Origin of the sequence: Rhodococcus ruber (genome assembly GCF_027270735.1) — a bacterium.
Taxonomy (GTDB): Bacteria; Actinomycetota; Actinomycetes; order Mycobacteriales; family Mycobacteriaceae; genus Rhodococcoides; species Rhodococcoides rubrum_A.
In genome coordinates this window covers 208,305-233,508 of record NZ_JAPWIJ010000008.1, presented here as the reverse complement: position 1 = coordinate 233,508, position 25,204 = coordinate 208,305, and the positions used below count along the sequence as shown (strand labels likewise).

Annotated in this window: 25 protein-coding genes; 11 read left to right on the top strand and 14 right to left on the bottom strand. The window is 64.7% G+C overall.

The annotated features are described in order from the left end of the window. The gene (locus O4220_RS19805; protein ID WP_269607182.1) at positions 1 to 696 is read left to right on the top strand and encodes a uracil-DNA glycosylase; all 696 of its coding nucleotides are present in this window, start codon (positions 1 to 3) and stop codon (positions 694 to 696) included. On the opposite strand, the gene O4220_RS19800 is transcribed toward O4220_RS19805, so the two are convergent. The 5 genes from O4220_RS19800 to typA form a co-directional block, all read right to left on the bottom strand. Continuing rightward, positions 623 to 1,075 (bottom strand): hypothetical protein, encoded by a 453-nt coding sequence (locus O4220_RS19800; protein WP_269607181.1) that lies wholly within the window; start codon positions 1,073 to 1,075, stop codon positions 623 to 625. The two genes, O4220_RS19805 and O4220_RS19800, sit on opposite strands and share 74 nt — an antisense overlap. A gap of 66 nt (positions 1,076 to 1,141) precedes the next feature. Next, positions 1,142 to 1,300 carry a hypothetical protein gene (locus O4220_RS19795; RefSeq protein WP_008714214.1) on the bottom strand — a complete coding sequence of 53 codons (159 nt, stop codon included), beginning with the start codon at positions 1,298 to 1,300 and terminating at the stop codon, positions 1,142 to 1,144. Positions 1,301 to 1,343: 43 nt separating this feature from the next. Next, a complete protein-coding gene (mshB, locus tag O4220_RS19790; RefSeq protein WP_420030434.1) occupies positions 1,344 to 2,264 on the bottom strand; it encodes an N-acetyl-1-D-myo-inositol-2-amino-2-deoxy-alpha-D-glucopyranoside deacetylase in 921 nt (306 codons plus the stop codon). Positions 2,265 to 2,314: 50 nt separating this feature from the next. Further along, positions 2,315 to 4,111 (bottom strand): ABC transporter family substrate-binding protein, encoded by a 1,797-nt coding sequence (locus tag O4220_RS19785; protein WP_269607275.1) that lies wholly within the window; start codon positions 4,109 to 4,111, stop codon positions 2,315 to 2,317. A gap of 103 nt (positions 4,112 to 4,214) precedes the next feature. Then, positions 4,215 to 6,152: a translational GTPase TypA gene (typA, locus tag O4220_RS19780; protein ID WP_032365354.1), complete on the bottom strand. Its 1,938-nt coding sequence runs from the start codon at positions 6,150 to 6,152 to the stop codon at positions 4,215 to 4,217. Between the two features lie 175 nt (positions 6,153 to 6,327). Between typA and O4220_RS19775 the strand changes: the two genes are divergently transcribed. Beyond that, complete coding sequence (locus O4220_RS19775; protein ID WP_094609726.1) at positions 6,328 to 6,504, top strand: hypothetical protein; 177 nt, start codon at positions 6,328 to 6,330, stop codon at positions 6,502 to 6,504. Here the strand turns inward: O4220_RS19775 and O4220_RS19770 are convergent. Further along, positions 6,470 to 6,895, bottom strand: a complete 426-nt coding sequence (locus O4220_RS19770) for a (deoxy)nucleoside triphosphate pyrophosphohydrolase (protein WP_269607180.1) — start codon at positions 6,893 to 6,895, stop codon at positions 6,470 to 6,472. The two genes, O4220_RS19775 and O4220_RS19770, sit on opposite strands and share 35 nt — an antisense overlap. A 14-nt stretch (positions 6,896 to 6,909) precedes the next feature. Between O4220_RS19770 and O4220_RS19765 the strand changes: the two genes are divergently transcribed. Next, on the top strand, positions 6,910 to 7,194 hold the full coding sequence (locus O4220_RS19765; RefSeq protein ID WP_269607179.1) for a 4a-hydroxytetrahydrobiopterin dehydratase: 285 nt from the start codon (positions 6,910 to 6,912) through the stop codon (positions 7,192 to 7,194). On the opposite strand, the gene O4220_RS19760 is transcribed toward O4220_RS19765, so the two are convergent. Beyond that, positions 7,136 to 8,356: a mannosyltransferase gene (locus O4220_RS19760; protein WP_269607273.1), complete on the bottom strand. Its 1,221-nt coding sequence runs from the start codon at positions 8,354 to 8,356 to the stop codon at positions 7,136 to 7,138. The two genes, O4220_RS19765 and O4220_RS19760, sit on opposite strands and share 59 nt — an antisense overlap. Positions 8,357 to 8,657: 301 nt before the next feature. Here O4220_RS19760 and O4220_RS19755 point away from each other — a divergent pair, with 301 nt between their 5' ends. Beyond that, entirely contained in the window at positions 8,658 to 9,518 is an 861-nt protein-coding gene (locus O4220_RS19755; protein ID WP_269607272.1) for a hypothetical protein, read from the top strand. A 157-nt stretch (positions 9,519 to 9,675) separates the two neighbouring features. Here the strand turns inward: O4220_RS19755 and O4220_RS19750 are convergent, their stop codons facing one another. Next, positions 9,676 to 10,425, bottom strand: coding sequence for a DUF1906 domain-containing protein (locus tag O4220_RS19750; RefSeq protein ID WP_269607178.1), 750 nt, complete (start codon positions 10,423 to 10,425; stop codon positions 9,676 to 9,678). A gap of 228 nt (positions 10,426 to 10,653) precedes the next feature. Here O4220_RS19750 and O4220_RS19745 point away from each other — a divergent pair, with 228 nt between their 5' ends. Further along, positions 10,654 to 11,232, top strand: coding sequence for a TerD family protein (locus tag O4220_RS19745; protein WP_269607177.1), 579 nt, complete (start codon positions 10,654 to 10,656; stop codon positions 11,230 to 11,232). 148 nt (positions 11,233 to 11,380) lie between these two features. Next, entirely contained in the window at positions 11,381 to 12,178 is a 798-nt protein-coding gene (locus O4220_RS19740; RefSeq protein WP_269607176.1) for a hypothetical protein, read from the top strand. 65 nt (positions 12,179 to 12,243) lie between these two features. On the opposite strand, the gene O4220_RS19735 is transcribed toward O4220_RS19740, so the two are convergent. After that, positions 12,244 to 13,596, bottom strand: a complete 1,353-nt coding sequence (locus O4220_RS19735; protein WP_269607175.1) for a sialidase family protein — start codon at positions 13,594 to 13,596, stop codon at positions 12,244 to 12,246. A gap of 194 nt (positions 13,597 to 13,790) precedes the next feature. On the opposite strand from O4220_RS19735, the gene O4220_RS19730 reads away from it, so the two are divergent. Next, entirely contained in the window at positions 13,791 to 15,179 is a 1,389-nt protein-coding gene (locus O4220_RS19730; protein WP_269607174.1) for a WS/DGAT domain-containing protein, read from the top strand. Positions 15,180 to 15,254: 75 nt separating this feature from the next. Then, entirely contained in the window at positions 15,255 to 16,121 is an 867-nt protein-coding gene (locus O4220_RS19725; protein WP_269607173.1) for a PE-PPE domain-containing protein, read from the top strand. Between the two features lie 36 nt (positions 16,122 to 16,157). On the opposite strand, the gene O4220_RS19720 is transcribed toward O4220_RS19725, so the two are convergent. Continuing rightward, entirely contained in the window at positions 16,158 to 16,541 is a 384-nt protein-coding gene (locus O4220_RS19720; RefSeq protein ID WP_269607172.1) for a VOC family protein, read from the bottom strand. A gap of 21 nt (positions 16,542 to 16,562) precedes the next feature. Between O4220_RS19720 and O4220_RS19715 the strand changes: the two genes are divergently transcribed. Next, positions 16,563 to 17,537: a glycosyltransferase gene (locus O4220_RS19715; protein ID WP_269607171.1), complete on the top strand. Its 975-nt coding sequence runs from the start codon at positions 16,563 to 16,565 to the stop codon at positions 17,535 to 17,537. Here the strand turns inward: O4220_RS19715 and O4220_RS19710 are convergent. Beyond that, positions 17,446 to 18,402 (bottom strand): alpha/beta hydrolase, encoded by a 957-nt coding sequence (locus tag O4220_RS19710; RefSeq protein ID WP_269607170.1) that lies wholly within the window; start codon positions 18,400 to 18,402, stop codon positions 17,446 to 17,448. The two genes, O4220_RS19715 and O4220_RS19710, sit on opposite strands and share 92 nt — an antisense overlap. A 74-nt stretch (positions 18,403 to 18,476) precedes the next feature. Beyond that, positions 18,477 to 20,390: an alpha-amylase family protein gene (locus O4220_RS19705; protein WP_269607169.1), complete on the bottom strand. Its 1,914-nt coding sequence runs from the start codon at positions 20,388 to 20,390 to the stop codon at positions 18,477 to 18,479. A 71-nt stretch (positions 20,391 to 20,461) separates the two neighbouring features. Between O4220_RS19705 and O4220_RS19700 the strand changes: the two genes are divergently transcribed. After that, on the top strand, positions 20,462 to 21,421 hold the full coding sequence (locus O4220_RS19700) for an SDR family NAD(P)-dependent oxidoreductase (protein ID WP_269607168.1): 960 nt from the start codon (positions 20,462 to 20,464) through the stop codon (positions 21,419 to 21,421). Positions 21,422 to 21,427: 6 nt separating this feature from the next. Here the strand turns inward: O4220_RS19700 and O4220_RS19695 are convergent, their stop codons facing one another. Next, the gene (locus tag O4220_RS19695; RefSeq protein WP_269607167.1) at positions 21,428 to 21,973 is read right to left on the bottom strand and encodes a hypothetical protein; all 546 of its coding nucleotides are present in this window, start codon (positions 21,971 to 21,973) and stop codon (positions 21,428 to 21,430) included. A gap of 37 nt (positions 21,974 to 22,010) precedes the next feature. Further along, the gene (locus O4220_RS19690) at positions 22,011 to 23,759 is read right to left on the bottom strand and encodes a GAF domain-containing protein (protein WP_420030439.1); all 1,749 of its coding nucleotides are present in this window, start codon (positions 23,757 to 23,759) and stop codon (positions 22,011 to 22,013) included. A gap of 70 nt (positions 23,760 to 23,829) precedes the next feature. Here O4220_RS19690 and O4220_RS19685 point away from each other — a divergent pair, with 70 nt between their 5' ends. Then, positions 23,830 to 25,203: an FAD-binding oxidoreductase gene (locus O4220_RS19685; protein WP_269607165.1), complete on the top strand. Its 1,374-nt coding sequence runs from the start codon at positions 23,830 to 23,832 to the stop codon at positions 25,201 to 25,203. Position 25,204: the final 1 nt, after the last annotated feature.

Below are 25,204 nucleotides of genomic sequence, written 5' to 3'. Positions count from 1 at the left end.
ATGACGCGGCCGCAGAGCATCGACGAACTGGATCTCGCGGTGGCCGAATGCCGCGCCTGTCCTCGCCTGGTGCGGTGGCGCGAACAGGTCGCCAGCGAGAAGCGTGCGGCATTCGCAGACGAAAGCTATTGGGGCAAGGCAGTTCCCGGATTCGGACCGGCCGACGCGGCGATGCTGATCGTGGGTCTCGCTCCGGCGGCACACGGCGCGAACCGCACCGGCCGAATGTTCACCGGCGATCGAAGTGGTGACGTGCTGTACCGAGCCATGCATGCTGTCGGGCTGGCGAGCCAACCCACCGCGACACATATCGGCGACGGGTTGACGCTCAACGGAGTTCGCATCACGGCCCCGGTGCATTGCGCGCCGCCGCAGAACAAACCGACTCCGGCCGAAAGAGACAGGTGCAAGCCCTGGTTGGACGACGAATTGCGGTTGCTGCGTCCGACGTTGCGATCGGTGCTCGTTCTCGGAGCGTTCGGCTGGCAGTCCCTGCTTCCGATACTGGCCGCCAGCGGATGGGAAATACCCAGGCCTGCAACGAAGTTCGGCCATGGAGTTCGACTTGAGCTGGGATCGATCACCGTATTCGCCAGCTACCACGTCAGCCAGCGAAACACCTTCACCGGACTGTTGACGCCGACGATGATCGAGGATGTGCTTCTGGATGCGGGCCGGCATGCACGCTTGCTGTGATCGCCTTCATCCGGAACATGAACAGCAGAACGCCGGCCGGGCCCGCCCCTGCGATGATGAGCAGCATCGTGCGCCAGTCGGCGAGCAGTAGAACATCGTTGCCCGGGCCGCCCAGCATGCACAGCACCACCGCGACGAACCAACCGATCAGGGGGGACGCCACCCAGATCGACCGCTCGGCAACCTTACGTGCGGCCAGGATCAGCGCCACGTTGGCGATGCCGCCGAGTAGTGCGCTGATGGGGAATTGCACCGAACCGAGGTAGGTCGGCAGAAAGAAGACCGACAGAATTCCGGAGAGAAAGCCGTCGAACACCAGTACTGCGACGGTCGCCCAGGACACCAGGGCGACAGTATTGGATGCGGCCTTCGAGATCATGCGCCCAATACTGCCTTGCCCCGGGTTGTTTCAGTGCATCGCATTCGAAAAATCGAGCACCGGCACTCAGGAAACCGGCGGATAGCCCAAGGAGGTGAGCAAGTTGCTCGCACCCATGGCGATCTGGCCCAGAACGTACTGGTACAGATCTGCCTGTGCGCCGAACTGCGGCTTGAGAGAATCGACGAACGCGACGATGGCGTCCTGCACTACCCAGTTGTACATGTGTGTTCCGCCCCTGCTGTGATGAGATCGACCCTGCGGTCATTCAGTGATGCGAAGCACAGCCTAGTACGCCGGCGAACAGGTCGGTCTCCCTGCCCGTCCCATCGGCGCCGAGAGTGCCCCGAACCAGCACGTACTGCTCGTCCAGCAGGATCGGCTGGGCGATGTCGTTGGAGAGTGCGTACTCACGTCCCGACGGTGAGACGGTGACCTGTGTGGCATGTGCGCGCAACGCGTCCCGCTTGGCGTCGAGGACACCGCGAACGTCGATGCTGGTGGTGATCGTGCTCTCGGGCACGCTCGGGAGCTCACCGTCGACGGGCAGTCGCCATCCGGTCGGAATGTCGTCGATCGCGGCGAGTCCCGACTGCAATTGGTCGTGACCGGTGACGGTCCAGTAGAACTTCGACACCTCCCAGGGCGACCCGGCCCGGGGGTAGGAATCCGTGCCGCAGACCTCGACGGCCTCGCTCACCAACGAGTGAACCTGCTGATGATCGGGGTGGCCGTAGCCGCCTTCGGGGTCGTATCCGATGACGACTTGTGGCCGAAGCTCACGCATCACCGTCACGAGCGCTCCCACAGCCTCGTCGCGGTCCGCGTTGACGAACGCGCGCGGCTTGCGGGCAGCCGATGTCCCGGCCATTCCGGAATCCCGCCAGCGGCCGGCTCCGCCGAGAAAGCGCGGCGGATTGCAGCCCAGAGCCGCGAGGGCACGGTGCAATTCCAGAATCCGGTAGCCGCCCAGCTGATCGGCACGATCGACGACCAGATCGGCCCACGTCTCGCCGATCACCTCACCCTCCTCGCCGAGCGAGCAGGTGAGCACGGTGACGTCGGCCCCGGCACGAACGTAGTGGGCGATGGTGCCGCCGGTGGTGATGGTCTCGTCGTCCGGATGCGCGTGCACGAGAAGCAACCGCTGCGGCTCCGTCATCGCCTGCTCCGTCACTGCCTCTGTCATCGATCCTGTGCTCACTTCGTCATTCGTTGCGGTGTTGCCGCGGCGATCGGTCACGAGGGCGTCCGCATCCACTGCGCGGCGTCGGCGAAGATGCCGACCTCGACCGGGCCGGTCAAGGAGACGCCGGTGATGCCGGGAACTGCGGCCACCACCGACGCGTCTTGCATGATCGGCAACGTCGACGCCAGCGACCACAGCTTGGGCTCGACGTCGTTGGTGGCCACGGACGGATCGAGACCGTTCAGGAGAGCCCTGTCGATGGTCGGCTCGAGTTCGGGAACGCACAGGCCGGACAGATTTCGCGGGGCCGCCGCGCGGTCGCCGCTGTCTGCGAGGGCCTCCTGGACGCAGCCGAACCGTGATGCGAGCGCCGTCGCGGGGTCGACTCCTGCACTGTTCCAGCCCACCACCGCGTCGACGGTTCCGTCGGTCAGCGCCGTCGAGTACAGCTCGTCGGCCGGCAGTGGGGTGACGGTCGCATCGACGCCTGCGCCGACGAGCTCGTCCGCGGCCGTCCCCGCGACAGCGAGCGCGATATCGTCGTTCTCGACTGCACCGATCACGAACCGCAGCGCGGTACCGGTTGCGTCGGCGAGACGAGTGACCCCCGGAACCGCAGCACTCGTGGTGGCCGCTTCGGTGGTCGTAGGCGCGGCAGACGTCGGTACAGCTGCAGTCGTCGGAGCGGTGGCATTCGGTGTCGATGTGACCATCGCATCGGCCGTCGGAACGAAGCCCGCGCGTTCCAGCAGATCCAGGGCTGCGGTTCTGCCGATGGGAGCGGGCGACGTCGCGGTGTATCCGGGGTCGGAGGGTGAGAGGAGCAGCGCTGCAGCTCGACGATCCGTCGCGCCACCGCCTGCCCCGACCGTGGCGAGCAGATTCGGATCGAGCAGACCGAAAATACCCTGCCGCACAATGGAATTCGACATGTTGGGCGCTCGCCCGTTCACTGTCATCGACAGCACCCGAGATTGCCGGATCGTGTCGGTTCGGACGCCCGGAATTGCCGAGAGCTGAGCCCGCAGGGCCGCGTCACCACGAACCTGGGCGATCTGAGCGTCGGCCGATCGCAGAGAATCGGCCAGTTGCGCGGAGGTACCGCCTCGGCGAATGAGAATTTGATCGGGCGATGCGGGCTCGTCCCAGAAGCGGTCGTTGCGCTCGAGCAGAATCTCGTCACGCCCCTGGTCGACGGTCTTGATGTTGAACCGGGATCCGGAGACCGGCACGTTGTCGGTGAGACCACCTTGGAAACCGCCGGGCGAGTCCTTGAGCAGGTGCGAGGGCACCAGGTCCGTGAACAAGCGCTGCCACGCGGGGTACGGCGATTCGAGAGTCACGTCGACCGTCTTGCCACCGCCCGAGGACGCGATGTCGCTGATCAAGGCGTACCCGGCGGAATCGACCACGCCGGGTTGGGTGATCATCTGCTGCCACAGGTAGCGGAAGTCCTCGGCGGCGATCGGTGCGCTGTCGGACCACTGCGCCTCGTTGCGCAGCTGATAACGAATGGTGAACGGGGATTGCGAGGTGACCTCGGCCGAGATCATCAGCGACAGGTCGGGCTCCCAGACGGTCACCCCGGTGCCTGCGTTCCGAGTGGGACGGAACGGACTGGGTAGCACCAGGGAACTCACCGCGGCAGTTGCGGGCGACTGGTCTGCCAACAGGTGCGGGTTGAAACCGATTCCGACGTCGTCGATGGCGACGACCACCGGATCACCGGTCTTGGCCGGGACCATCGTCGTGCTGACCGGCGTCTCCACGCTCTCGATGGGAGGCGGCGGATCTGCGGTGCACGCAGTGAGTACCAGAGCGATGGCAGAAACCAGAACCGCCGGCATCAGCACGTTGCGCAACGAGGATCTCCTTCGTGGTCGGCTACCGGTACAGGAGAAGCGACGCCCCACGAAAGTGACACGTCGCTTCTCATGCACGAGGTGAGTCTTACAGAGCAGCCTTGTCGCGAGTCTTGCTGCGCGAACGCTCACGGGCGCGCTCGTTGGAATCGAGGTGCACCTTGCGGACGCGAACGACCTCGGGGGTCACCTCGACGCACTCGTCGCCTGCACAGAACTCCATGGCCATTTCCAGGTCCAGCTTCTTGGGCTTGGCCAGGGTCTCCATGACGTCTGCAGAGGACTGACGCATGTTGGTCAGCTTCTTCTCGCGGGTGACGTTGATGTCGAGGTCTTCCTGACGCGGGTTGATGCCCACGACCATGCCCTCGTAGGTGTCTGCGCCCGGCTCGACGAAGAACGTGCCGCGGTCTGCCAGCTGGATCATCGCGAACGGGGTGACGGTGCCGTGACGGTCCGAGACGAGTGAGCCGGTGTGGCGGGCGCGGATCTCGCCGGCCCACGGCGCGTAGCCGTGGAAGACGGCGTTGGCGATGCCGGTACCGCGAGTGTCCGTGAGGAACTCGGTGCGGAAACCGATCAGGCCGCGCGAAGGAACGATGAATTCCATGCGAACCCAGCCTGCGCCGTGGTTCGTCATCTGGACCATCTTGCCCTTGCGTGCGGCGAGCAGCTGAGTGACGGCACCGAGGTACTCCTCCGGTGTGTCGACCATGAGCTCTTCGAAGGGCTCGTGCAGCTTGCCGTCGACCTGCTGGGTGACCACCTGTGGCTTGCCGACGGTGAGCTCGAAGCCTTCACGACGCATCTGCTCGACGAGGATAGCGAGCGCGAGCTCTCCACGACCCTGTACTTCCCAGGCATCGGGACGACCGATGTCGAGGACCTTGAGCGAGACGTTGCCGATGAGCTCCTGATCGAGGCGGCTCTTGACCATGCGCGAGGTGAGCTTGTGGCCGCTGACGCGGCCGACGAGCGGGCTCGTGTTGGTACCGATGGTGACCGAGATCGCGGGCTGGTCGACGGTGATACGCGGCAGAGCGACCGGGTTCTCCAGGTCTGCGAGCGTGTCGCCGATCATGATGTCCGGGAAGCCCGCGACGGCGACGATGTCTCCTGCGACACCCTTCTCGCCGGGAACGCGCTCGACGCCGATCGTGTTGAGCAGCTCGGTGATCTTGGCCTTCTGGACGACGGGCTCGCCGTCGACCTCACGCATCCAGCTGACGGTCTGGCCCTTGGAGAGCTGGCCGTTGTGGATGCGGACCAGGGCGAGGCGGCCGAGGAACGCGGATGCGTCGAGGTTGGTGACGTGCGCCTGCAGTGGCGCGTCGACGTTGCCCTTGGGTGCTGGGACGTAGCTGAGCAGAACCTCGAACAGCTCGTCGAGGTTCTCGGCGTCGGGAGCGTGTCCGTTCTGGGGCTGGACCTTCGAGGCCTTGCCCTCACGACCGGAGGCGTAGAGGACGGGGAGGTCGAGTGCGAGCTCGGCTGCCTCGGACGCTTCGTCGTCGAGATCGGACGCGAGATCGAGCAGCAGGTCGTGGCTCTCCGAGACGACCTCTTCGATACGTGCGTCGGGACGGTCGGTCTTGTTCACGACCAGGATCACCGGCAACGACGCGGCGAGCGCCTTGCGCAGCACGAAACGGGTCTGCGGCAGCGGGCCCTCGGATGCGTCGACGAGAAGGACGACGCCGTCGACCATGGACAGGCCGCGCTCGACCTCTCCGCCGAAGTCGGCGTGGCCGGGGGTGTCGATCACGTTGATGACGGTGATGGTGCCGTCGGCATTGCGCTTGTGAACGGCCGTGTTCTTGGCCAGGATCGTGATGCCTTTTTCTTTTTCGAGGTCACCCGAGTCCATGACGCGGTCGATCGCTTCGGCACGTTCCTCGAACGCGCCGGACTGCCGAAGCATGGCGTCGACCAGGGTGGTCTTGCCATGGTCGACGTGTGCAACGATGGCGACGTTGCGAAATGTAGTGGTGCTGTCGATGTTGTCTGCACTGCTTGGGGCGCTCACGCGAAAAATTCTCCTGGAGTCGAATGCGGGCTCTTGTTCGCTAGCGGGCTTATGTCGCTAGAGAAGCGCGCTGCACCGCGAGGTTCTCGCGACTGATCGAGTTTACCCGTAGTCCGGCAGTGCCCCGCGCCACCCTCAGGTCTGTGACCTGCGCCACCCATTAGTCTTGGTGCTCATGGGCAAGATAAAGGCCGCAGATGTCTCGGGGATGAAGCCCAAGAAAAAATGCTGCCGCAAGAAGGTTCGTTGCATCAAATGCCCCGTCGTGATCATGCGAATGAAGAAGCTGGAATCCGCGGGCGCGACCAAGAAAGACCTCAAGAAAGGTCTGAAGACCGCTCGGGCGAAGTGAGCAGAATTTCCTGCAGGTCCGGCAGCCAGAGTCGGTCCGCATCGACCAGATCCACCGTCGGCAGCGTCTCGGCGTCCACCCAGCGCAGAGCCGAATGTTCCAGCGCTGCAGGGGTTCCCGAGACCAGCGCCGCCCGGTAGGTACGAAGCACCAGTCCGCCGGGGAGCTCGACATCGCCGCTCAGCGCCGCACCGATCGAGCACTCGACTCCCAGTTCCTCGCGCAGCTCGCGCGCCAGCGCCGCGTCCTCGGACTCCCCCGGCTCCACCTTGCCGCCCGGCAGTTCCCAGCGGCCGGCCAGCTCTGGCGGACGGGTTCGTTGGGCGAGCAGCAGACGGCCGTTCTCGATCAACGCGGCTGCGACAACCACAGCGGTAGGGGTACCGGACATGCCACCATCTTTCTATGACCGAACTGCTGACCGACCGCGACATCGACGACGCCCAGCTCGCCGATTGGACGGTGCAGGAAAAATCCCTGACGCGAACCGTCGAACTGGCCTCGTTCCCGGCAGCGATCGAGGTGGTGAACCGCGTGGCCGACGCCGCCGAGGAGGCGGATCATCACCCCGATATCGACATCAGGTGGCGGACGCTCACGTTCACGCTCTCGACGCACTCTGCCGGCGGTCTCACACAGAAGGATGTGGATCTGGCGCGTCGGATCGACTCGCTGACTGGTCCTTCCTGACTCTTCCCGCGTAGACGACCCAGCCGAGGAACAGAGCAGATCCGATCACGTCGACGGCACCGGCCCAGGCCTCGAGGCCGGGACGAGGGATGGTCCAGATCGATTCCTGGAAGAAACTCAGCAACCACGGCACCCCCACCGTGATCGTCACCAGCCAGTAGCCGGCGACGACCTTCGCTCCGGCGATGCCTCGCAGTGGTCCGTGCACCAGCCAGATCACCATCGGAATCACCCAGATCCAGTGGTGCGACCACGAGATGGGCGAGACCAACAGGCCGAGGAGTTGGACGATGACCAGGGTTCCCAGGTAGTCGCGGCGGTCGAGTGCCCGCCATGCCAGGACAGCGAGGACCACGGCGATCACTGCGGCGGCGATCCACAGCGGTCCTTGGCCGACGTCTTCACCCACGATCCGGCTCAGGGCTCCGCGGAGAGACTGGTTCCAGACCGAGCCGACGGGGCCGATGCGGTCCGCGTCGCCGAGCAACGTGGTGAAGTAGGTGCCGGCTTGATGCCCGAGCACCACGTAACTGACCACGACCGTGAGCGCGAATGCCACCGCCGAGAACACTGCAGCTTTCCACCGCCGAGTCGCCAGGAAATACAGACCGGTGATGGCCGGAGTCAGCTTGATACCCGCCGCGAAGCCGACGAGACCGCCGGCGACCCACCACCGCGAGCTGCGTACGGCGAGTAGCGCCAGCAGCACCAGGAAGACGTTGACCTGGCCGTAGTCGAGAGTTGTCCGGACGGGTTCGGACCACAGCCCCAGCGCGGTCCACAGCATCGCGATCCGCACCCAGCGCGGTTCGGCGGCACGCCTTTCACCCAGGACCATCGACAGTGCCAGCCGCACCACCGCGAACAACGCGGCCATGGTCGCGGCCTGCCACACGACGCCGACGACAGTGAAGGGCAGGTAGTGCAGTGGGAAGAACACCAGGGCGGCAAACGGTGGGTACGTGAACGGAAGCGGGAAGTCCGGGGTCTGCACCGAGTAGGTGTAGTCGTACAGGTTGTCGCCCAGCAGCGCTGCGGAGCCCTCGACGTACACGTGCAGATCGACGAGGTTCATGCCGTTCGGCGTCACGAAGGCCCAGACGAAGCGGCTGATCACCGATATCGCCAACAGAACGGGGGCCAGCCGAACGAGTCGGTTCACTGTGCGTGCGGTTCCGTTCGGTATCGGTGCGGTATATCGAGAACGAAGCTTATAGGTCGTCACAGGCCTTCCCTAACCGCGTGGGCGGACGAGTAACATTTGCATCACCTTTAACACTGACAACTCCAGTAACAGGCTATTGTTTGGCCCTGCGGAGAATTCGCAGCGTGGACCACATAGACTGCCCTGGCACAGTTGCGACGGGGGAGGGTTCGACGCCAACAGCTGTACATCGGGGATCGCGCTACATAGAGTGACCCCTCGAGCACCGGCTGTCGCCGGGGCCCGCGTCATGATCAGAATGGGGAATATCACCGTGCTTCGTACCCGCGGAACGCGTCGCGTAGTTACGGCATTTGCCGTTGCAGCCGCCGCCGCACTCGTCGTGCCGACCGGCGCATCCGCACAGCCTCTGGTGCCCATGGCGCCCGCCGATCTGCCTGCTGCACCGGCCGATCCCGCCGCGTTGATCGCTCAGTTCCTTCCCGCACCCGGTGAGCCCATGCCCAATCTGGCTGAGATCGAGGCGCTCGCCTCGTTCGCGCCTGCGATCGTCGGTGCTGCCGCCGGACCCGCCGATGTAGGAGCCGCTCCGGCCGCAGATCTGCTGAGCCAGGCCCGCGCTCTACTCGCAACGGCGCAGCTGCCGGAGCAGGTCAAGTCGCTGCTCGAGTCCGTCATCACCTTCCTGGACGGATCCGGCGGAGGCGGTCCTGAACTGCCCGCCGACGGACCCGCCATCGCTCAATTCCTCTACCCGACGCTCGGCAAGGGGTGCATCTCCGACACTGCCGACTCCGTCGGAACTGCTCTCGCCGTACCGGGCCCGGCCACGTTGCCTCCTCCCGGACCGGCCGCCGGCCAGGCAGGCTTCGTGTTCACTGCACTCGGCACCGCACCCATCGCCGCCGAGCAGTCCGCTCCGCTCACCGTCACCTGGCTCAACATCGACAATCGTCGCTCGGGAACACAGGACCTGACCGGCGCATCGAAGATCAACGCCGACGGCCCGGCAACGTTGTCGGCTATCGCCGACACCGGTCCCGGACGCGTGCTGTCGGTCGTATCGGGCTCGATCACCACGCAGTCGAAGGAAGACCCGACTGCCGCACCTCGCAGCTGCACCTTCCTCCCCACCATCGGAACGGTCTACGTTCCGTAGTTCGAGCGCACACGACGCACTTCGCCCCCGGCTGATCGTCAGCCGGGGGCGAAGTTCTTTCGAAGATGTTTCGGACGGTCGACTTCCACATAGTCGAAATGCGACTGATGCCGGACATATAAAGACAGTTGTGGGCGCGGAATTACATCGGTGTAATTCAGGTGATATCGGCGGCAGATTTCGACCACTGCCCATAATCGGCTTTGAGAATATTGTTGATGTCGACTTTGACTCCGCCGACAGAATCCTTGTCGATTCGGATCTGATGAATATGCGCCGCCGGATGAACGAAGCCCTTCGGTGTCCCCCAATTGTGCTGCCAATACCACTGGCCGAGACCGGCTACCGAGGCCAATTCTATGGTGGGTGAATTGGCATAGATGCCGGTGTTCTCAGCCCCGATCACCGACTGCCAACCCAGGATGTACGGAGCGATCAGAGTCGCGAACTCCACCGCGGAGGGATTGTCGTCGATCGACGCGTAGATCGGGCGGTCCGCGGGGCCGCCGGCAGCCGTGTGGAGCTCGAGGCCGCGTTCGGCATGCTTCACGCCGGCTGCGTACCCACCACGCCAATCCGAGCTCTTTCCTTTGCCGAACTGGTAGTTCGAGACCACCTCCAGCCCGGCGGAGGTGAGTGAGTCGGCCTCGGACTTGCGCATCGGCTTACCGATCATCCAGTTCGCGTCGGGTCGGCGATCGGACACGTACCGCACCGCCCCGCGGTGACCGGCCTGCTTGATCGCCGAGGCCGACGGCACCCCGCCCGAATAGTCGACGAGGGTTCCCAGTCCGGCGTCCGCGTGCGCGGTTGCCGTCCCCAGCGCAACCAGTCCGACGGCGGCAGCGGACCCTGCGGCGGCGTACTTGAACAGCTCACGTCGCGAAACCTGCACAGAAATCTCCATTGTCGTTCGATCGCCGCGGCGCGCCTACTCGCAGAACTGCACTACCACTGCTAGTTTGTGATCTTTTGTCGTATCCCACCACAATCCCATCGGTACCGCCAGCCCCACAGCTCACACCCGACGCCCTTCCCTCTGGCACCACTTCGGCAACTCGGGCACCCTGGACGGGGGCATGAATAGGGTGGGTAGAACGATGCACAGAAAGAACGCGCGAAGGAGTGGATGGACATGGGCGTAACTCTTGCCAAGGGTGGAAATGTCTCGCTGACGAAGGAAGCACCGAACCTGACTGCTGTCTCCGTCGGACTGGGCTGGGACGTCCGCGCCACCACCGGTGGCGACTTCGATCTCGACGCCAGCGCCATCGGCCTCGGCACCACCAAGAAGGCGTTGAGCGACCTCTACTTCGTCTTCTACAACAACCTGCGCTCCCCCGACGGCGCCATCGAGCACACCGGCGACAACCGCACCGGTGAAGGCGAGGGCGACGACGAGAGCATCGATGTGGACCTGGTGGCACTGACCCCGGATGTCGACTCCATCGTCTTCCCGGTGTCCATTCACAACGCAGACGCCCTGGGGCAGAACTTCGGTCAGGTCGTCAACGCATTCATCCGCGTCGTCGACAAATCCGACGGACGCGAGCTCGCCCGCTTCGACCTCAGCGAGGATGCCTCCACCGAAACCGCCATGGTGTTCGGTGAGCTGTACCGCCGCGGTGCCGAATGGAAGTTCCGCGCCATCGGCCAGGGCTACGCATCGGGCCTGGAAGGAATCGTTCGGGACTTCGGCATCGACGTGGGCTGAACTTGTTCATGGACCGTCCCGATCGGACCGTCTCGATTGGACCGTCTCGATTGGACAACGGATTCCGGCAGAACTTGTGACGTCGAGATGATGTGTGGTGATATCACCGCAACCGCAACATAAGCCACATCAGTCACAGGAGTCACACATGTCTCGTCGCCTCAGCCGTCTGGCGGGCGCGCTCGCGCTCTCCTGCGCGGCATTGCTCGCAATTCCCGCTACCGCGGCAGCGGAGCCGGCACCGGCAGATCCGCTGGCCCAGGCAATTGCCGAACTGCAGGGTCAAGGCGGTGCATCTCTCGAGGCCGCACACGCCATCGCCGACTCACGCACCCCGGTCGCCGAGGACGCGAGCACCGATCCGTTCGCCGCGCTGAACGCAGCCAACAAGGCGTTGACCGATTTCGGCATCACCCCGTTCTTCTACCCGACTGCGGCCATCAACTGCGCAGCAACGGGGGCCTCACCCCTCGGCATCGTCCCGGGTGTCGCGGGCGGAGCAGCGGGCCCGTGGCCGCAACTGAAGGCACCCATTCCGCTGCCGATTCCCGAACTCAACGCAGTGAACAAGGGCGAGACCATGTTCGCGTTCGTCCCGGCCGGCATCGTCAACGATTCGGCCGACAAGACCGGAATGCAGGTCGCCTGGTTCAACGTCAACACACTGAAGGGCGGCTTCGCCGACTTCGGTGGGCTGGTCACCACTCTCGCGGACTCGATCCTCGCCAATTCCGGCATCCCGGCTCAGTTCACAGATATTGCCCGGCCCTTCGTGGTCGACGCACTCAATGCGTTGCCCGCTGCCGGTGCGCGCGCCGTACCCGTCGAAACGGGATCGGGAACCGTCCTTGCGGCGGTGTTCGGCACGGTGAACCACAAGGGGCTCGACGGCACCGACAAGAGCTGCTTCTTCTTCCCCACCGTCGGCCTGATCAACGTCGCCTGATCAACGTCGCCTGATATCGAAGCCCAAAGGCCCTGCAGCGCATGCGCTGCAGGGCCTTTCGTTGTTCAGACTCCGATGACTCGGCCCAGCCGTCCGAGTACTGCCTGCATCTCGGTGCGTTCCGAACGCGCCGCCCAGGGACGCTGCCGGTTTCTGCCCCGCATCCTCATCACGGCTCCCGTGACGAGGTCACCGTTGGGGGCGAAGTGCACCCGAACGATGTCGTCGAGTGAGCGCCCGAACGCGAAGTCCTTGACGCCGCCGCAGAAGCCGTGCGGAAGAAGTGGCGCGTCGGGTTCGTTGTACTTGCCACCGACGAACACCGGGCGGCCGGTGCGAAAGTCACGGCACTGCGCGATGAACCCGTGGAACGCGCGCCCTCGCTCACGCCCGTAGTAGGCGATTCCCACTCGGCCGGACCCGGTGGCAGTGATAGCGCCGAGGCGAGCATCGCGCACTCCGGGCGCGGAGACGACCACCGGCCTCGACCAGGTCACCGTTCCATCGAAAGACCAGGCGGCATGGAGCACTCCGTCGCGATCCGGCCACACCACGTAGACGTTTCCCTCGTCGTCGACGGCCGTCGACTCCGGCAGCCGATAGCGCGAACCGAGCAACAGAAAATGCAGTGGGTTGTGGTACCTCGCCAGTGCCGACCCGGGGACCATGCGGACATCCCAGGTCAGACCCTCGTCGTGGCTGACTGCCACAGCGAACCGTCGACCGTAGCGGCCACCGATGTAGACCGTTCCGTCCGGGCCGACGACGCCCTTGCCGAACGTGACGTACTCGCGACTCGGCAGACCGGGGATGTTCTTCGGATCGATGTCGAATCCGCCGGCCACCTCCCACTTCACGCCGCCGTCGTAGGACCGCCAGATCACCTGACGGGTCACGTTGATCAGCGGTCGTACACGCAGTGCGAACGGCGTCGGAGCAGAAAGGTACGTCACTCTCCCACTGCTCGAATTTCGTGGGCCGGCAAATATCTTCGCGTTCATTCTGGCTTTGGACGCTACTTTTCGGATGCGCCAGGTCTCGCCTCGATCGTCGCTGACCCCGAGAACGAATCCCGTCCGAAACAGGTGCTGTGGTGCCGCGCCGAATCGGCCGGCATGCAGAAACAGACGATCGTCGACATCGTCGAAGTACAGATACGGCCGACGTTCACCTTTCTGCATGCCCTCCGGAACCGATGCGCGCCAAGACTTTCCGAAGTCCGACGACCGCAACACACCGATCCCGTCGACGGTGACGGCAGGTGCGAGAAAGACGGTGTCGTCCGACGCGACCCCGAGGGTGCAGGCCGCCGAGCCGTACTCCGTATAGGAGATGTCGGTGACGTAGTCGGCGGAGGCGGCAGCGTTGGTCGAGGAACGCAGACCCGCCCGATAGCCCGAAGCAACTCGGGGCGTCACGACACCGACCGTGCAATCTCACGGCGTCGCGGACGGAGGTCGAGGCGATGCATTGACCCAGGCTAACGCTGACACGACGAGTAATCGCCGAGGCAATCGAAGAAGTCCTCGGCCCGTCGTGGTGAGAGTTCACAGAACCGAACCGGTCAGTTCGTAACCCGCCCGGCCCCGCTGCGGCGCTTAGGCTTCGACTTGTGCCCCGCGATCGACCCGACAGCAATCGCCCCGACAACGATCGACCCGAGCCGATGCATCTGCGCCCGGCCGATGCACGGGCGTACTGGATGGCGTCGAAGATCCCCAGCGACCAGTTTCTGCTGTACTGCTTCGACACCGGGCCCGACGACCTCGATGCCGAGGTGGTGCGACTGCTCGAACGCAGCGCCCGCATCGACGTACTGCGCAGACACGTCACCGAGGCACCTCTCGGCCTCGACTATCCCCGGTGGACGGACGCACACCCGGGTACCGACACGATCACCGTTCACCCGGCACCGCGCACCTGGGCGGAGTGCCTCGCTGCGATCGCGAACTCCTTCGACAATCAGGTCGACCCCAACAAATCGGTGTGGCATCTGCACCTGTATCCGAACATCACCGATGCGCCGGGCGGTCCGGGCTCGACCGCTGTTGCTGTGCTGCAACTTTCACACGCAGCGGCCGATGGGGCACTGGCATCGAAGACTGCCCGCGACCTCTTCGGAACGCATCGACTCCCGCCCGCGCCCGAGTGCACCTTGCGTTCCACCGGTACCGAACTGGCGTCCGCAGTGCGTGCCGCTGCAGTCCTTCCGCTGCGCGTGGCGCTCATGGTTCGCGGCGGTCTACGCGCTCGACGGGACGCGCTGGCCCTCGGGCGAGCCACCGACTCGGGTTCGATCCCGCCGCCTGCTCGGTCGCGGGCTCTGACTGCCCTCGACGTCGCACCCACCGGTCGGACGTCCGTACGGACCATCGTGCTCGCGAAGTCCGATCTGAACGCCGAGGGCACCACGGTCACCGCGTTCGCGCTCACCGCCATATCGATTGCACTGCAAGCCTTTCTCGACACTCCGGCCGATCTGGCCGCAGAGGTGACCCTCGCGCGACGTGCGCGTGGACCCACGCGCAACAACTTCGGCAACGTGGGAGTCGGACTGTTCCCCGCAGAACCGGACATCCGCACACGCATGCTCCTCATCTCGGACGACCTGGCCGCCCGCAGAGTTCGCGCGAATCATCCGTTGACGGAGGCGGCACTCGCATCGCAGGACGACGTCGAACTACACGTGCCGGCATTTCTGGCCGAATGGGGAGTCGCACAGTTCGATCCGAACGCGACGCCACCGACGGTCACCGGCAACACCGTCGTGTCCAGCGTCTCGCGTGGTGCTGCAGACCTGACGCTCTGTGGCGGCCCCGTGCGGTTCACCGCAGGCTTTCCTGCTCTCTCCCCCGCCATGAGCCTGACCCACGGAGTGCACGGCATCGGCACTACCGTCACCATCGGCATCACCTCCAACAGCGCCGCCGTACCCGACCCGGACCGCTACGAGGCGCTGCTACGCGATGCCCTCGAACAGGTACGCGCTGCCTCGAACTGATCGGGGCCGAACTGCCAGACAGTTCTCAGCGTTTGTCGGGCATCGGGCTCAGGTTCGCCCGCCAGACTCGAGAGCATGAACCAGGATCAGGTCACCGTACTCGCCGTCGGGGGTACCGGAGAATCGCATCCGTCCGACCAGCGGACGTCGGTGACCGGGCTGCTCGCCTGCGTCGTCGGCGAACTCGACGACCGCTTCGTCGGACGATGGGTCGGCTACCCGGCGTCGTACGGTCCTGTTTCACTCGGCGGATTGTGCTTCCGCCACAGTGCCGACATCGGTGTCCGGCGCCTCCGTCGCGCAGTCGAGGGCACCACCGGGCCGATCGCGCTGATCGGCTATTCCCAAGGTGCGACCGTGGTGCGTGAGGTGCTCGGACTCGTCGCCGACGGCACGATCGACGGCACCCGGATTGTTGCTGCGGGCTTGGTGTCCGATCCCCAGCAACCGGCCGACGTGGTGAGTGGATGCGCTGGACGCGGCGTCGCAGGCCCGGGCCCGGCGCTGCCCGCGTCGATTCCGGTTCGCTGGATCGGCCTCGAGACCGACATGATCTGTAACGCCAGTGACGACAGCCTGATTCGCGACATCGCCGACCTCACCCGCTGGATGTCGTTTCGCACTCCGAGAATCTGGCTGCGTGAACTGTGGACCTTACTGCGCAGCAACAGCTTCCAGAATGCGACCCGGACTCGCCTCCGACCCTCCCAGTGGGTGAAGGATGTTCGACGCCTTCGCACCGCAGCCACCGAGGTGGCCGGGTATCTTCCGCAGTCGATGCGCTGGCACCGATTCGAATGGGCCAACCCCGGCGGCGGCCGACACATCGCCTATGCGCGTGAACCGTACGACGGCGAACTCACCGGATGCCAGGTACTCGCGCGCTGGCTGGGCGAGCAGGCAGATCTCGATGTCTCTCGACCACAGATCCGAGTTGCCTAGGCCTTCCCGGAGTCGACCGGGCTGCATTGCTCGTCGTCACTCTCTTTTGCACAGGCAGAAGATGTGCCCCGCGGGGTCGCGGTACACCCAGAACGAGGAATGCGTTCGGTCTATCAGCTCGGCCCCCGCGTCGACGACGAAGTCTCGTGCCTGTTCCATGTCGTCCACGACCAGGTCGAGGTGAATCTTGATGCCCTCGCTCGGCCAGTCGATCGGGGTGAACTCCGGGGCCCGCTGGAAGGCCAGACGTAATTCGCCCGGGCCGTGAACCACCACCCAATCGCCGTCGTCGTAAACTGGTTCCCAGCCGAGGATGGTGCTGTAGAAGCGCGCCAGCGCAGCCGGATCGGGGCAGTCGAGCACCGTGTAGTCGACGGAGATGCTGGGCGGTGTCGTCACGGCAACAAGAATATCGAACATTCCCAGGTATTGTTCACAAACATGCCTATAGGTCTTGTATCCGTGATCCTTCCTTGCTTCAACGGCTTGCCGGACGTCGATGTTCAGTTGGCCGCTCTCGCTGCGCAAGACTACGAGGGCGATTTCGAGGTGATAGTCAGCGACAACGGATCGACCGATGGACTCCGCGAGCATCTGGATCAGCTTGGGCTGCCGGTGGACATCCGGTGGATCGACAGCTCGGATGTCCAGGGCACCTCGCACGCGAAGAATGCGGGCATCGCCGCCGCCCGCGGAGACTTTCTTGCCTTCACGGACCAGGACGATGCCGTGTACCCGAATTGGCTCACTGCCCTGACCCGAGCCGCGGAGACAGCAGATGCCGTCGGCGGCCCGATCGAGGTGCACACACTGAACTCTCCGAAGGTGGCGACGTGGCGCGACGTCCCGGCACCGGCGGACAGATTCGAGACCGAGTATCTACCATTCGCACACGGCAACAACTTCGCGATGTGGCGACGAGTAGTCGATCAGGTAGGCAACTTCGACGAGAACCTTGTCGCCGGCGGTGAAGATATCGACATCTCTTGGCGGATACAGCAAGCTGGATTCAGTCTCGCCCACACGCCCGACGCACTGGTTGCATATCGGCTGCGAGACACGGTGACAGCAACGTTTCGGCAGGGCGTGCGCTACGGCCGCTCTTCCTACCGAATCAGCGTCAAGCACGGCTCGCGCGGCGCTTGGAATCCACCCCTGGTGAAGGTCATGGCACTGCAGGCCTGGGGAATCGTCTACCTGGCAATCGCGCGAAACCCATGTCTCCCGAAAATCCTTCACCCGTTGCCGAGTGGCAGATGGGCGCTGTTACTCGGCCAGTTCTGCGGAGCATTTCAGGTGCGGCTGGAACACGTCCAAGGGTTGGTCAGCCGCCGACTGCCGGGGCGATGGTCTCGAACCACGCCTCGTGCAAATGCTGCTCCCAGTGGTTCCACCAGTGCACACCGGTACCGGTGATCTTGACGTTGGGACGACCGCCTGCGGCCTGCAGCAACGGAACGAATGCGCGGCTGCTCATGCCGGCAGCCGTTTCCAGTGGCACCATCTGTGCAAATTTGACGGGGTCGAAGCGGCTGCTGGCCGGGTTGAACACTGGGTCCGTAGCCGGTGAGCCACTCCCCGAAGAGACGAAGACTGCCGTGTTTCGCAATGCGCCGACATTGAGAGACGGATCGTTACGGATCCAGTCCGCGGACGGCCAGGTGCCCCACATGTTGCGAGCGTTGCCGCCCATCTCGCCGACGGCCACCGAGATGCCCTGGGCAAATCCGGGGCTGCTCGCCGTCGGGTAGCCGCTGAACGATGCCACCGCCTTGTAGAAATCCGGGCGATGCGCGGCCAAGTTGAGCGCGGAGGTGCCGCTCATCGACAGTCCTGCGACGGCGTTGTTGACGTTGTCACTGCCGAAACGATCGGCCATGAAGGGCGGTAGTTCCTGGGTGAGGAAGGTTTCCCACTTCACCCGTCCGAGCTTGGGGTCGTCGCGCTGCCAGTCGGAGTAGAAGGTTCCGCCGCCGCCGAACGGAATGACCACGTTGACGTGCTTGTCGGCGAAGAAGCTCTCGACGTCGGTTTCGATGAGCCAGCCACTGTTGTCCTCGGGCGCGCGCAGTCCGTCGAGCAGATACAGAGTGGGCGCGGGTCCGCCCCCGGCAGCTTTGAGCACCTTGATCGGGATGTTTTTGTCCATCGACGGCGAGTAGACGTAGACGAGCTCGGAATCGGCCCGTGCCACACCGGACCCCATCAGCACCGTTGCCATCGTGGCGACCAATATCGCCACTACAGCGAGCACCAGACTTCGTATCCGAGCATGCAGCATCGAGGTTGTCCCCTTGTTCGTATCCAGCCGACCGTCTCGGGCAGGGTAACAGCCCGGTCACGACAGCGCTTGTCCTAGCGGCGAGGGCTGTCGACGATCCACCATGCCGCGTACGGCGGCAACCACACCGATCCGGTGTCGTCGACGTGCAGATCGTGCTGCGAGAGCACCTCGGTCGGGGCCGGGATGCCGAGCTCGATCAGCTCCGCGTGGGGAAAGGGCCGGTGGTCGGCCGTCACGTTGTAGAGGCCGACGAGGGTGCCGCTGGGATGACGCCTGCGCACGACGAGCAGGCCGTCGTCCGATTCGGTCTGCACGTCGACCGGTGCCTCGGCGTGCAGCATAGGCAGACCGGCGCGCACCTTCGCGATTCGGGCGATACCGTCGAACACCCGCTGCGCATCGCTACCCTGCTCGAACCGACCGGCGCGGTCGGCGTCGGTGACCCGGGGCCGATGCACCCACCTGTTGTCCTCGGCATGAGCCGGTTCGGCTGCCCAGTTCGGATCTCCCGGGGAGCCGAGTTCGTCACCGCTCCACACGACGGGAATGCCGCCCCACCCGGCAATGATGGCATGCGACAGAAAGATTCGCCCGAACGCGCCGTCGGGATCGAGGCGGGACGGGCCCAGCCCGGTGAGCGCGGCCGCGGTTCCACTGATACGGCGGTCGCCGGTGTCGGGGTTGAATTGGAACACCAGGCCTTCGGCCCAGGAGCCGTCGAATTCGCCGGAGTACCAGTCGGCCAGAAAGTGGCGGTGCCCTGTGCCCGAGAGTCCGAGCGACGCTGCGTCGCCGTCGTCGATGGCCCAGCCGATGTCGTCGTGGCAGCGAACGTAGGTCACCCAGGTGCCGCTCGGCGGCGTCGGGGGCAACGACGCCAACGCGTGACGCGCCAAAGCCGTACTGCCCGTTGCCAACATCGACCAGACCTGCACCATCAACGAATTGTGGTAAGCGATGTCCGAGACTCGTCCGGTGTGCCGCCCCTGGCCCAGGTACGGCAGCAGATCGCGGGGTCCGACGATTGCCTCGGCCTTGAACAGGGTGGCCGGAGCAGCCAGTCGAGCGGTGGCCCGCAGAGCCTGGGTGACCGCATGCACCTCGGGTTGATTCTGACAGTTGGTGCCGAGCCGCTTCCACAGGAACGCGATCGCGTCGAGACGCAGCACCTCGACTCCCACGTTGGCCAGATGCAGCACGATGCTCGCGAACTCCTGCAGCACAGCAGGATTGGCCCAGTTCAGATCCCACTGCCATTCGTTGAAGGTCGTCCACACCCATTCGCCGAGTTCGTCGTCGAAGGTGAAACTGCCGGGCGCGAAATCGGGAAATACTTCGGGGAGGGTGCGCTCGTACGAGTCCGGAGTGGTCCGATCGGGATAGATCAGGAAGTAGTCGCGGTATTTCGGATCACCGGCACGCGCCTCGGTAGCCCACTCGTGCTCGCGAGCAACGTGATTGAGAACCAGGTCGACCACAAGGCTGATGCCGCGTTCGCGCAGCGTCTGCGCAAGCGCGCGCAGATCCTCGTTGGTGCCCAGATCTTCTCGCACCGCGCGGTAGTCCATCACTGCGTATCCACCGTCGTTGTCGCCGGGCCTGGGCTGCAACAGCGGCATCAGGTGTAGGTAGGTGACACCGAGATCCGTCAGGTGGTCGAGCCGCTCACCCACCCCGTGCAGCGTCTGTCCGTACCGGTCGACGTAACAGGCGTAGCCGAACATGTCGGGCTGCTGAAACCAGTCGGGTTCGAGCAGTCGGCGCTGATCGAGTCTGTGCAGATCCTCGGATCGCTCCGCGTATGCACGGGCGGCGATGTCCACCAGGCCGGCCGCCGCGGAGTCGGGATCGGGGTAGACAGCGGTCACCGCGTCGTGCAGATCGGGAAACCACTGCTCGAGGCGCAACTCGAACGTCTCGCGTCGGTGTGCGGGAAGTTCGGCGAGGATCTCGCGGGTGACGTCGGAGACGGCGGGGTGAACCATGGACTCATTCTGGCATCGACCCCAGCGTGTGGACGCGCATACATCCGGTTACCGCGGGGTATCAGAGCGCCATGTCATTGCTGAGCCGCACGGTCGACACGATCCTCGACAGAGCAATCGTTCCCGGATACTCCCGGATCGGCGCCACGGTGCGTCGCCGGTTCTGGGCTGCCGATCCGACGCCGTTCGCCTCCCCCATCGACATGGTGGTGACCGGTGCGTCGTCCGGCTTGGGAGCCGCCACCGCGAAAGAACTCGCACGGCTCGGGGCGCGGGTACACCTGGTCGGCCGATCGGCCGAGCGACTCGAGTCCGCCGCCGCCGCCATCCGAACCGAGGTGCCCGACGCCTCGCTGGTGGTGCGTGAGTGCGATATCAGCGATCTCGATTCCGTGGCGGCGTTGATCGCGGCGTTGGCGTCCGAGCTGACGGCGGTGCACGCGCTCGTACATTGTGCCGGGGTGATGCCGGACGAGCGGCAGCTGTCTGCACAAGGACACGAATCCGCTTTTGCCACCCATGTTCTCGGACCGGTCGCGCTGACGGTGGGACTGAGAGAATTGTTCGACGCCGGATCACGAGTCGTGTTCGTCTCGAGCGGCGGCATGTATGCGGTGCCGCTGCAGAACTCCGACTTCGAGTACGAGAACGGCAAGTACTCCGGCATGACTGCGTACGCTCGCACGAAGCGAATGCAGGTGGTGGTGGCCGAGCAACTGGCCGAACGCTTTTCGCTCGAAGACGATCCAGTGGTGCACAGCATGCACCCGGGCTGGGCGGCCACTCCCGGCGTCACCGGTTCCATGCCGCTGTTCAATTCGGTGATGAAGCCGATTCTGCGCAGCGCTGACGACGGGGCGGACACCATCGTGTGGCTCGTGGCAGCCGATCCTGCGTTGACCAGCACCGGCACGTTCTGGCACGACCGCGCGCCGCGCCCGACTCATTACCCCTCCTGGCGGGGAGATTCACCTCGTGTACGAGATGCGTTGTGGGCCAGCGTGGTCGAGGCAACGGGAATCGAGATCTGACGTCGTTCACGGCTCGACCGGCGGCCTTTTCCGTGCCAGGTTCACCGACGTGTTCCGAACGATGATCAGCAGGGTCAGGCCGAACCCCCAGCCGAGCATGCACAGAATGACACCCACGCCCGACTGCCCGGTCACGTCGGTGCTGGCTTCGACGCAGAATGCCGTCGAGAATCCAGCGGTCGTGCCCAGCGCAGCGACGTGTCCGCCGGAATTCGACCATCGCGACAGATGCGCGGCAACAAGGCACAGCAGCACCACCGTGGCCCCGCACGCCGCCACTTGCCAGGACGGGAACGCGTTCGGGGCCGGGAGCCCGGGTCCGCGGAACTCACCCCGTTGATCGGCAGACCAGCTCAACCAGCCTGCACACGAAACGAAACCTGATGCGAGGGCTACCGATCCGGTGGCCCACAAGCCCAGCGGGCCGGTCCCCGCTCTCTCCCTGCGCTTCCTGAACCGGACCCACAGCAAGAGAGCCCAGAGTGTCGACGGCACACCGACGAAAACGAAGACTATCCACAGAAACTGAGACCACGAAAAGTCGGCTGCCATATCCCGACGCTATCCGACGAGGACCGATTCGCTCGGATCACAGACCCAGCAGATCGGCAGATCTGCGCAACCGCATCAGCACTTGAAGATCGAGAGCGTCGTCCGGGTCGCGCCACTGCGTACCGATCAGCCGGTCGATCGCCTCCAGTCGTTGATAGAGCGTGTTGACGTGCACACCCAGGCTCGACGCAGTTGCCGAATGGTGCCGTCCGTGTGCGAGATAGACCGACAGCGTCTCCATCAGCGGAACCCCGCGCTTGTTCTGCTCCGCCATCAAAGGGCCGAGCAGTTCCTCGGTGAGCTCGTCCAAATGCTCACGGGCCATGTGACTGAGCAGGATTCGATATATCCCGAGACCGCGGGCCGACGACACTTCACCGTCCCTGCCCAGAGTCGTCAGAACATCGACGGTCTGTTGCGCCTCGCGGAATGCTGTCGCCAGGGCGTCGGCACCTCGCGCGGGCTCGGAGATTCCCACCGTCGCGCGGGTGGAGATCATGCGGCGAACTGCAGCAGACTCCCGGGCCGGTACGACCAGCAGAATCCTCGAACCCTGCTCTGCCACCACTGATCCCGGAGGTAGTGCAATGGCCTCGAACTCGACTCTGGAGGCATTTCCTTGCCCAACGGCCACGCAGTACGTCACGTCCGGCGTCAGTCCGGCACGGTGGAACTGCCTGCGCTCGTCATCGGGTGACGAGGTGGGATGAAGAAGTAGATCCACCAGAAAGGCGTCCTGTGCACGGCGTGCAGATTCCGCTGCTGCACGCTCCTCGGCCAGTGACAACGCAATGGCCGGCGCAGCTCGATCGAGAAGCAGACGGGTTTGGTGATCCTCGGGTCCGACGGAGATCAACACCCCCAGGAAGTGACCCGCTGCCACCACCCGATGAGCGGTCATCGCGTCGTCGACGGCCGTCTCCGCGCCCGCCCTACAGCGGTCGACGAGGGTTTCGACCGTGGTTGCCGTGTACTCCAGAGCAGCCGGCACGGACGCAACATCTGCCACGAAATACGCCGGCCGCTCGGTGGCCGCAGCGACCTCCCGAACCAGACTCCGCACACCGCCCCCTTGGAGCACGACCTGGGTCAACGTGCGGTCCCATTGCAGAGTTTGTTCCAATTCCGCAGTGCGAAGAGATAACTCGGCGTTGAGAGTTTCGAGTTTGTCGATCGCCCGCACGTTCTCGATGGCGATGGCCGCGTGTGCGGCCAGTGCCGACAGCAGGGCGATCTCACTGTCTGCGAAATCCCGCTCCGACCGTTTGCACGCGAACAATGCGCCGATCACACGGTCGCCCACCCGCAGCGGTACGCCCAGCAACCCGCGCATGTTCTCCGATCGCGCTGCGCTGTCTGCTCCGGTGATGTGCCGAAAGGCAGGTTCGCTCTGATAGTCGGGAGTCCACGACGGCGAGGCACCGCGCACGATGAGGCCGACCAGCCCCTCGTCCTGCGCGAGCCTGATGCCCACGAGCTTCGGCGTCAGTGCACCACTGGTGACTTCGATGACGAACTCGTTCCCGTACACCGAACCCATGTAGGCCAGATCCACGCCCAGAAGTGTGCGCGCCTGGTCCACCACCTCCTGCAGCAGAATCCGATTGTCTCGCACTGTCGTCAGGCGCACCGCGATGTCGTTGAGCGCCGAGAGTTCGGTGCTGCGCTGTTTGCGCTGATCGAGCAATGCGCGCAGCCTCGAGGCCGCGTGCGCCTCGGCACCGGGATGTTCTCGACGGTGGGCTTCCAGTTCGTCGATGGACGCATCGTCCAGCAGCAATTCCATCCATGACTTCACGGGCGACATAGAGAAAACCTACATTGGCCGAGACCCAGGTCACAGCTAGAGTCGAGATATGTCGCTCGTCGAACAGTTGTCTAATTCGCTCCCCACGGACCGCGTCGTCGTCGATCCCGACGTCATCGCGTCGTACCAGCACGACGAGGCGGAATGGGCACCATTTGCGGTGCCTGTTGCCGTCGTGCGGCCCCGTAGCGCCGAAGAAGTGCAGGCTGTGGTTCGTGCGTGTCTGGCCCATGGCGCACCCGTCGTCACTCGTGGGGCGGGCACCGGACTGTCCGGTGGCGCGAACGCCACCGAGGGATGTGTCGTACTCGCCCTGGACGGCATGGACGCGATCAAGGAGATCGACCAGCTCGAGCGTTACGCCGTCGTCGAGCCGGGAGTGGTCAACGATCACTTGCGGGCAGCGGTCGCCGAACAGGGTCTCTGGTACCCACCGGATCCGGCCAGCGCGCCGTGGTCGACCATCGGCGGCAACGTCGCCACCAACGCCGGCGGACTGTGCTGCGTGAAGTACGGCGTCACCCGCGATTACGTCATGGGGATGCAGGTGGTCACCGGAACCGGAGAACTGGTGAGGCTCGGGCGCAAGACCGCGAAAGGTGTTGCGGGCTACGACCTTGCAGGTCTGATGGTCGGATCGGAGGGCACCCTCGGCATCATCACCGAGGTGACCCTCAAGCTGCGCCCGCTCCAGGATCCGCAGCGGACCGTTGCGGGCTACTTCGATTCGATCGTCGATGCCGGGCGTGCCGTCGCCGCGGTTGCCGCGGCCGGATTGACACCATCTGCGTTGGAGCTGATCGACAAACAGTGCCTCATCGCCGTCGACGCCTGGAAGAACATGGGTCTCTCGGTCGAGGCGAATGTGGTGTTGCTCGGGCGGATCGACGATCCAGGGCTCATCGGAGACCAGGAAGCCGAGAAGATGCTCTCGTGCTTCGACGAGGCCGGGGCCACGTGGTCTGCGGTCTCGACCGATCAGGAGGAGGCCGACGCGCTGTTCGCCGCCCGCCGGTTGGCGTATCCGGCGATGGAGCGCCTGGGCCCGGTGTTGACCGAGGACGTGTGTGTGCCGAAGAAGCATGTGCCCGAGATGCTTTCACGTATCGAGCAGATCGGCCTTCGATACGAGACGACGATTGCCAACATCGCACACGCCGGTGACGGAAACCTGCACCCGCTGCTCATCACTCCGCACGACGACCTTCCGGCCCGCGAGCGAGCACAGGCCGCCTTTGCCGAGATCATCGACGCTGCTCTGGAACTCGGCGGCACCGTGACCGGCGAGCACGGAGTGGGGCTACTCAAGATGGACGGCTTGGTACAAGAACTCGATCCGGTGGTGTTGGACATGCACCGCGCGGTGAAACAGGCACTGGATCCACACGGAATTCTGAACCCGGGCAAGGTGTTCGCGTCCTGAT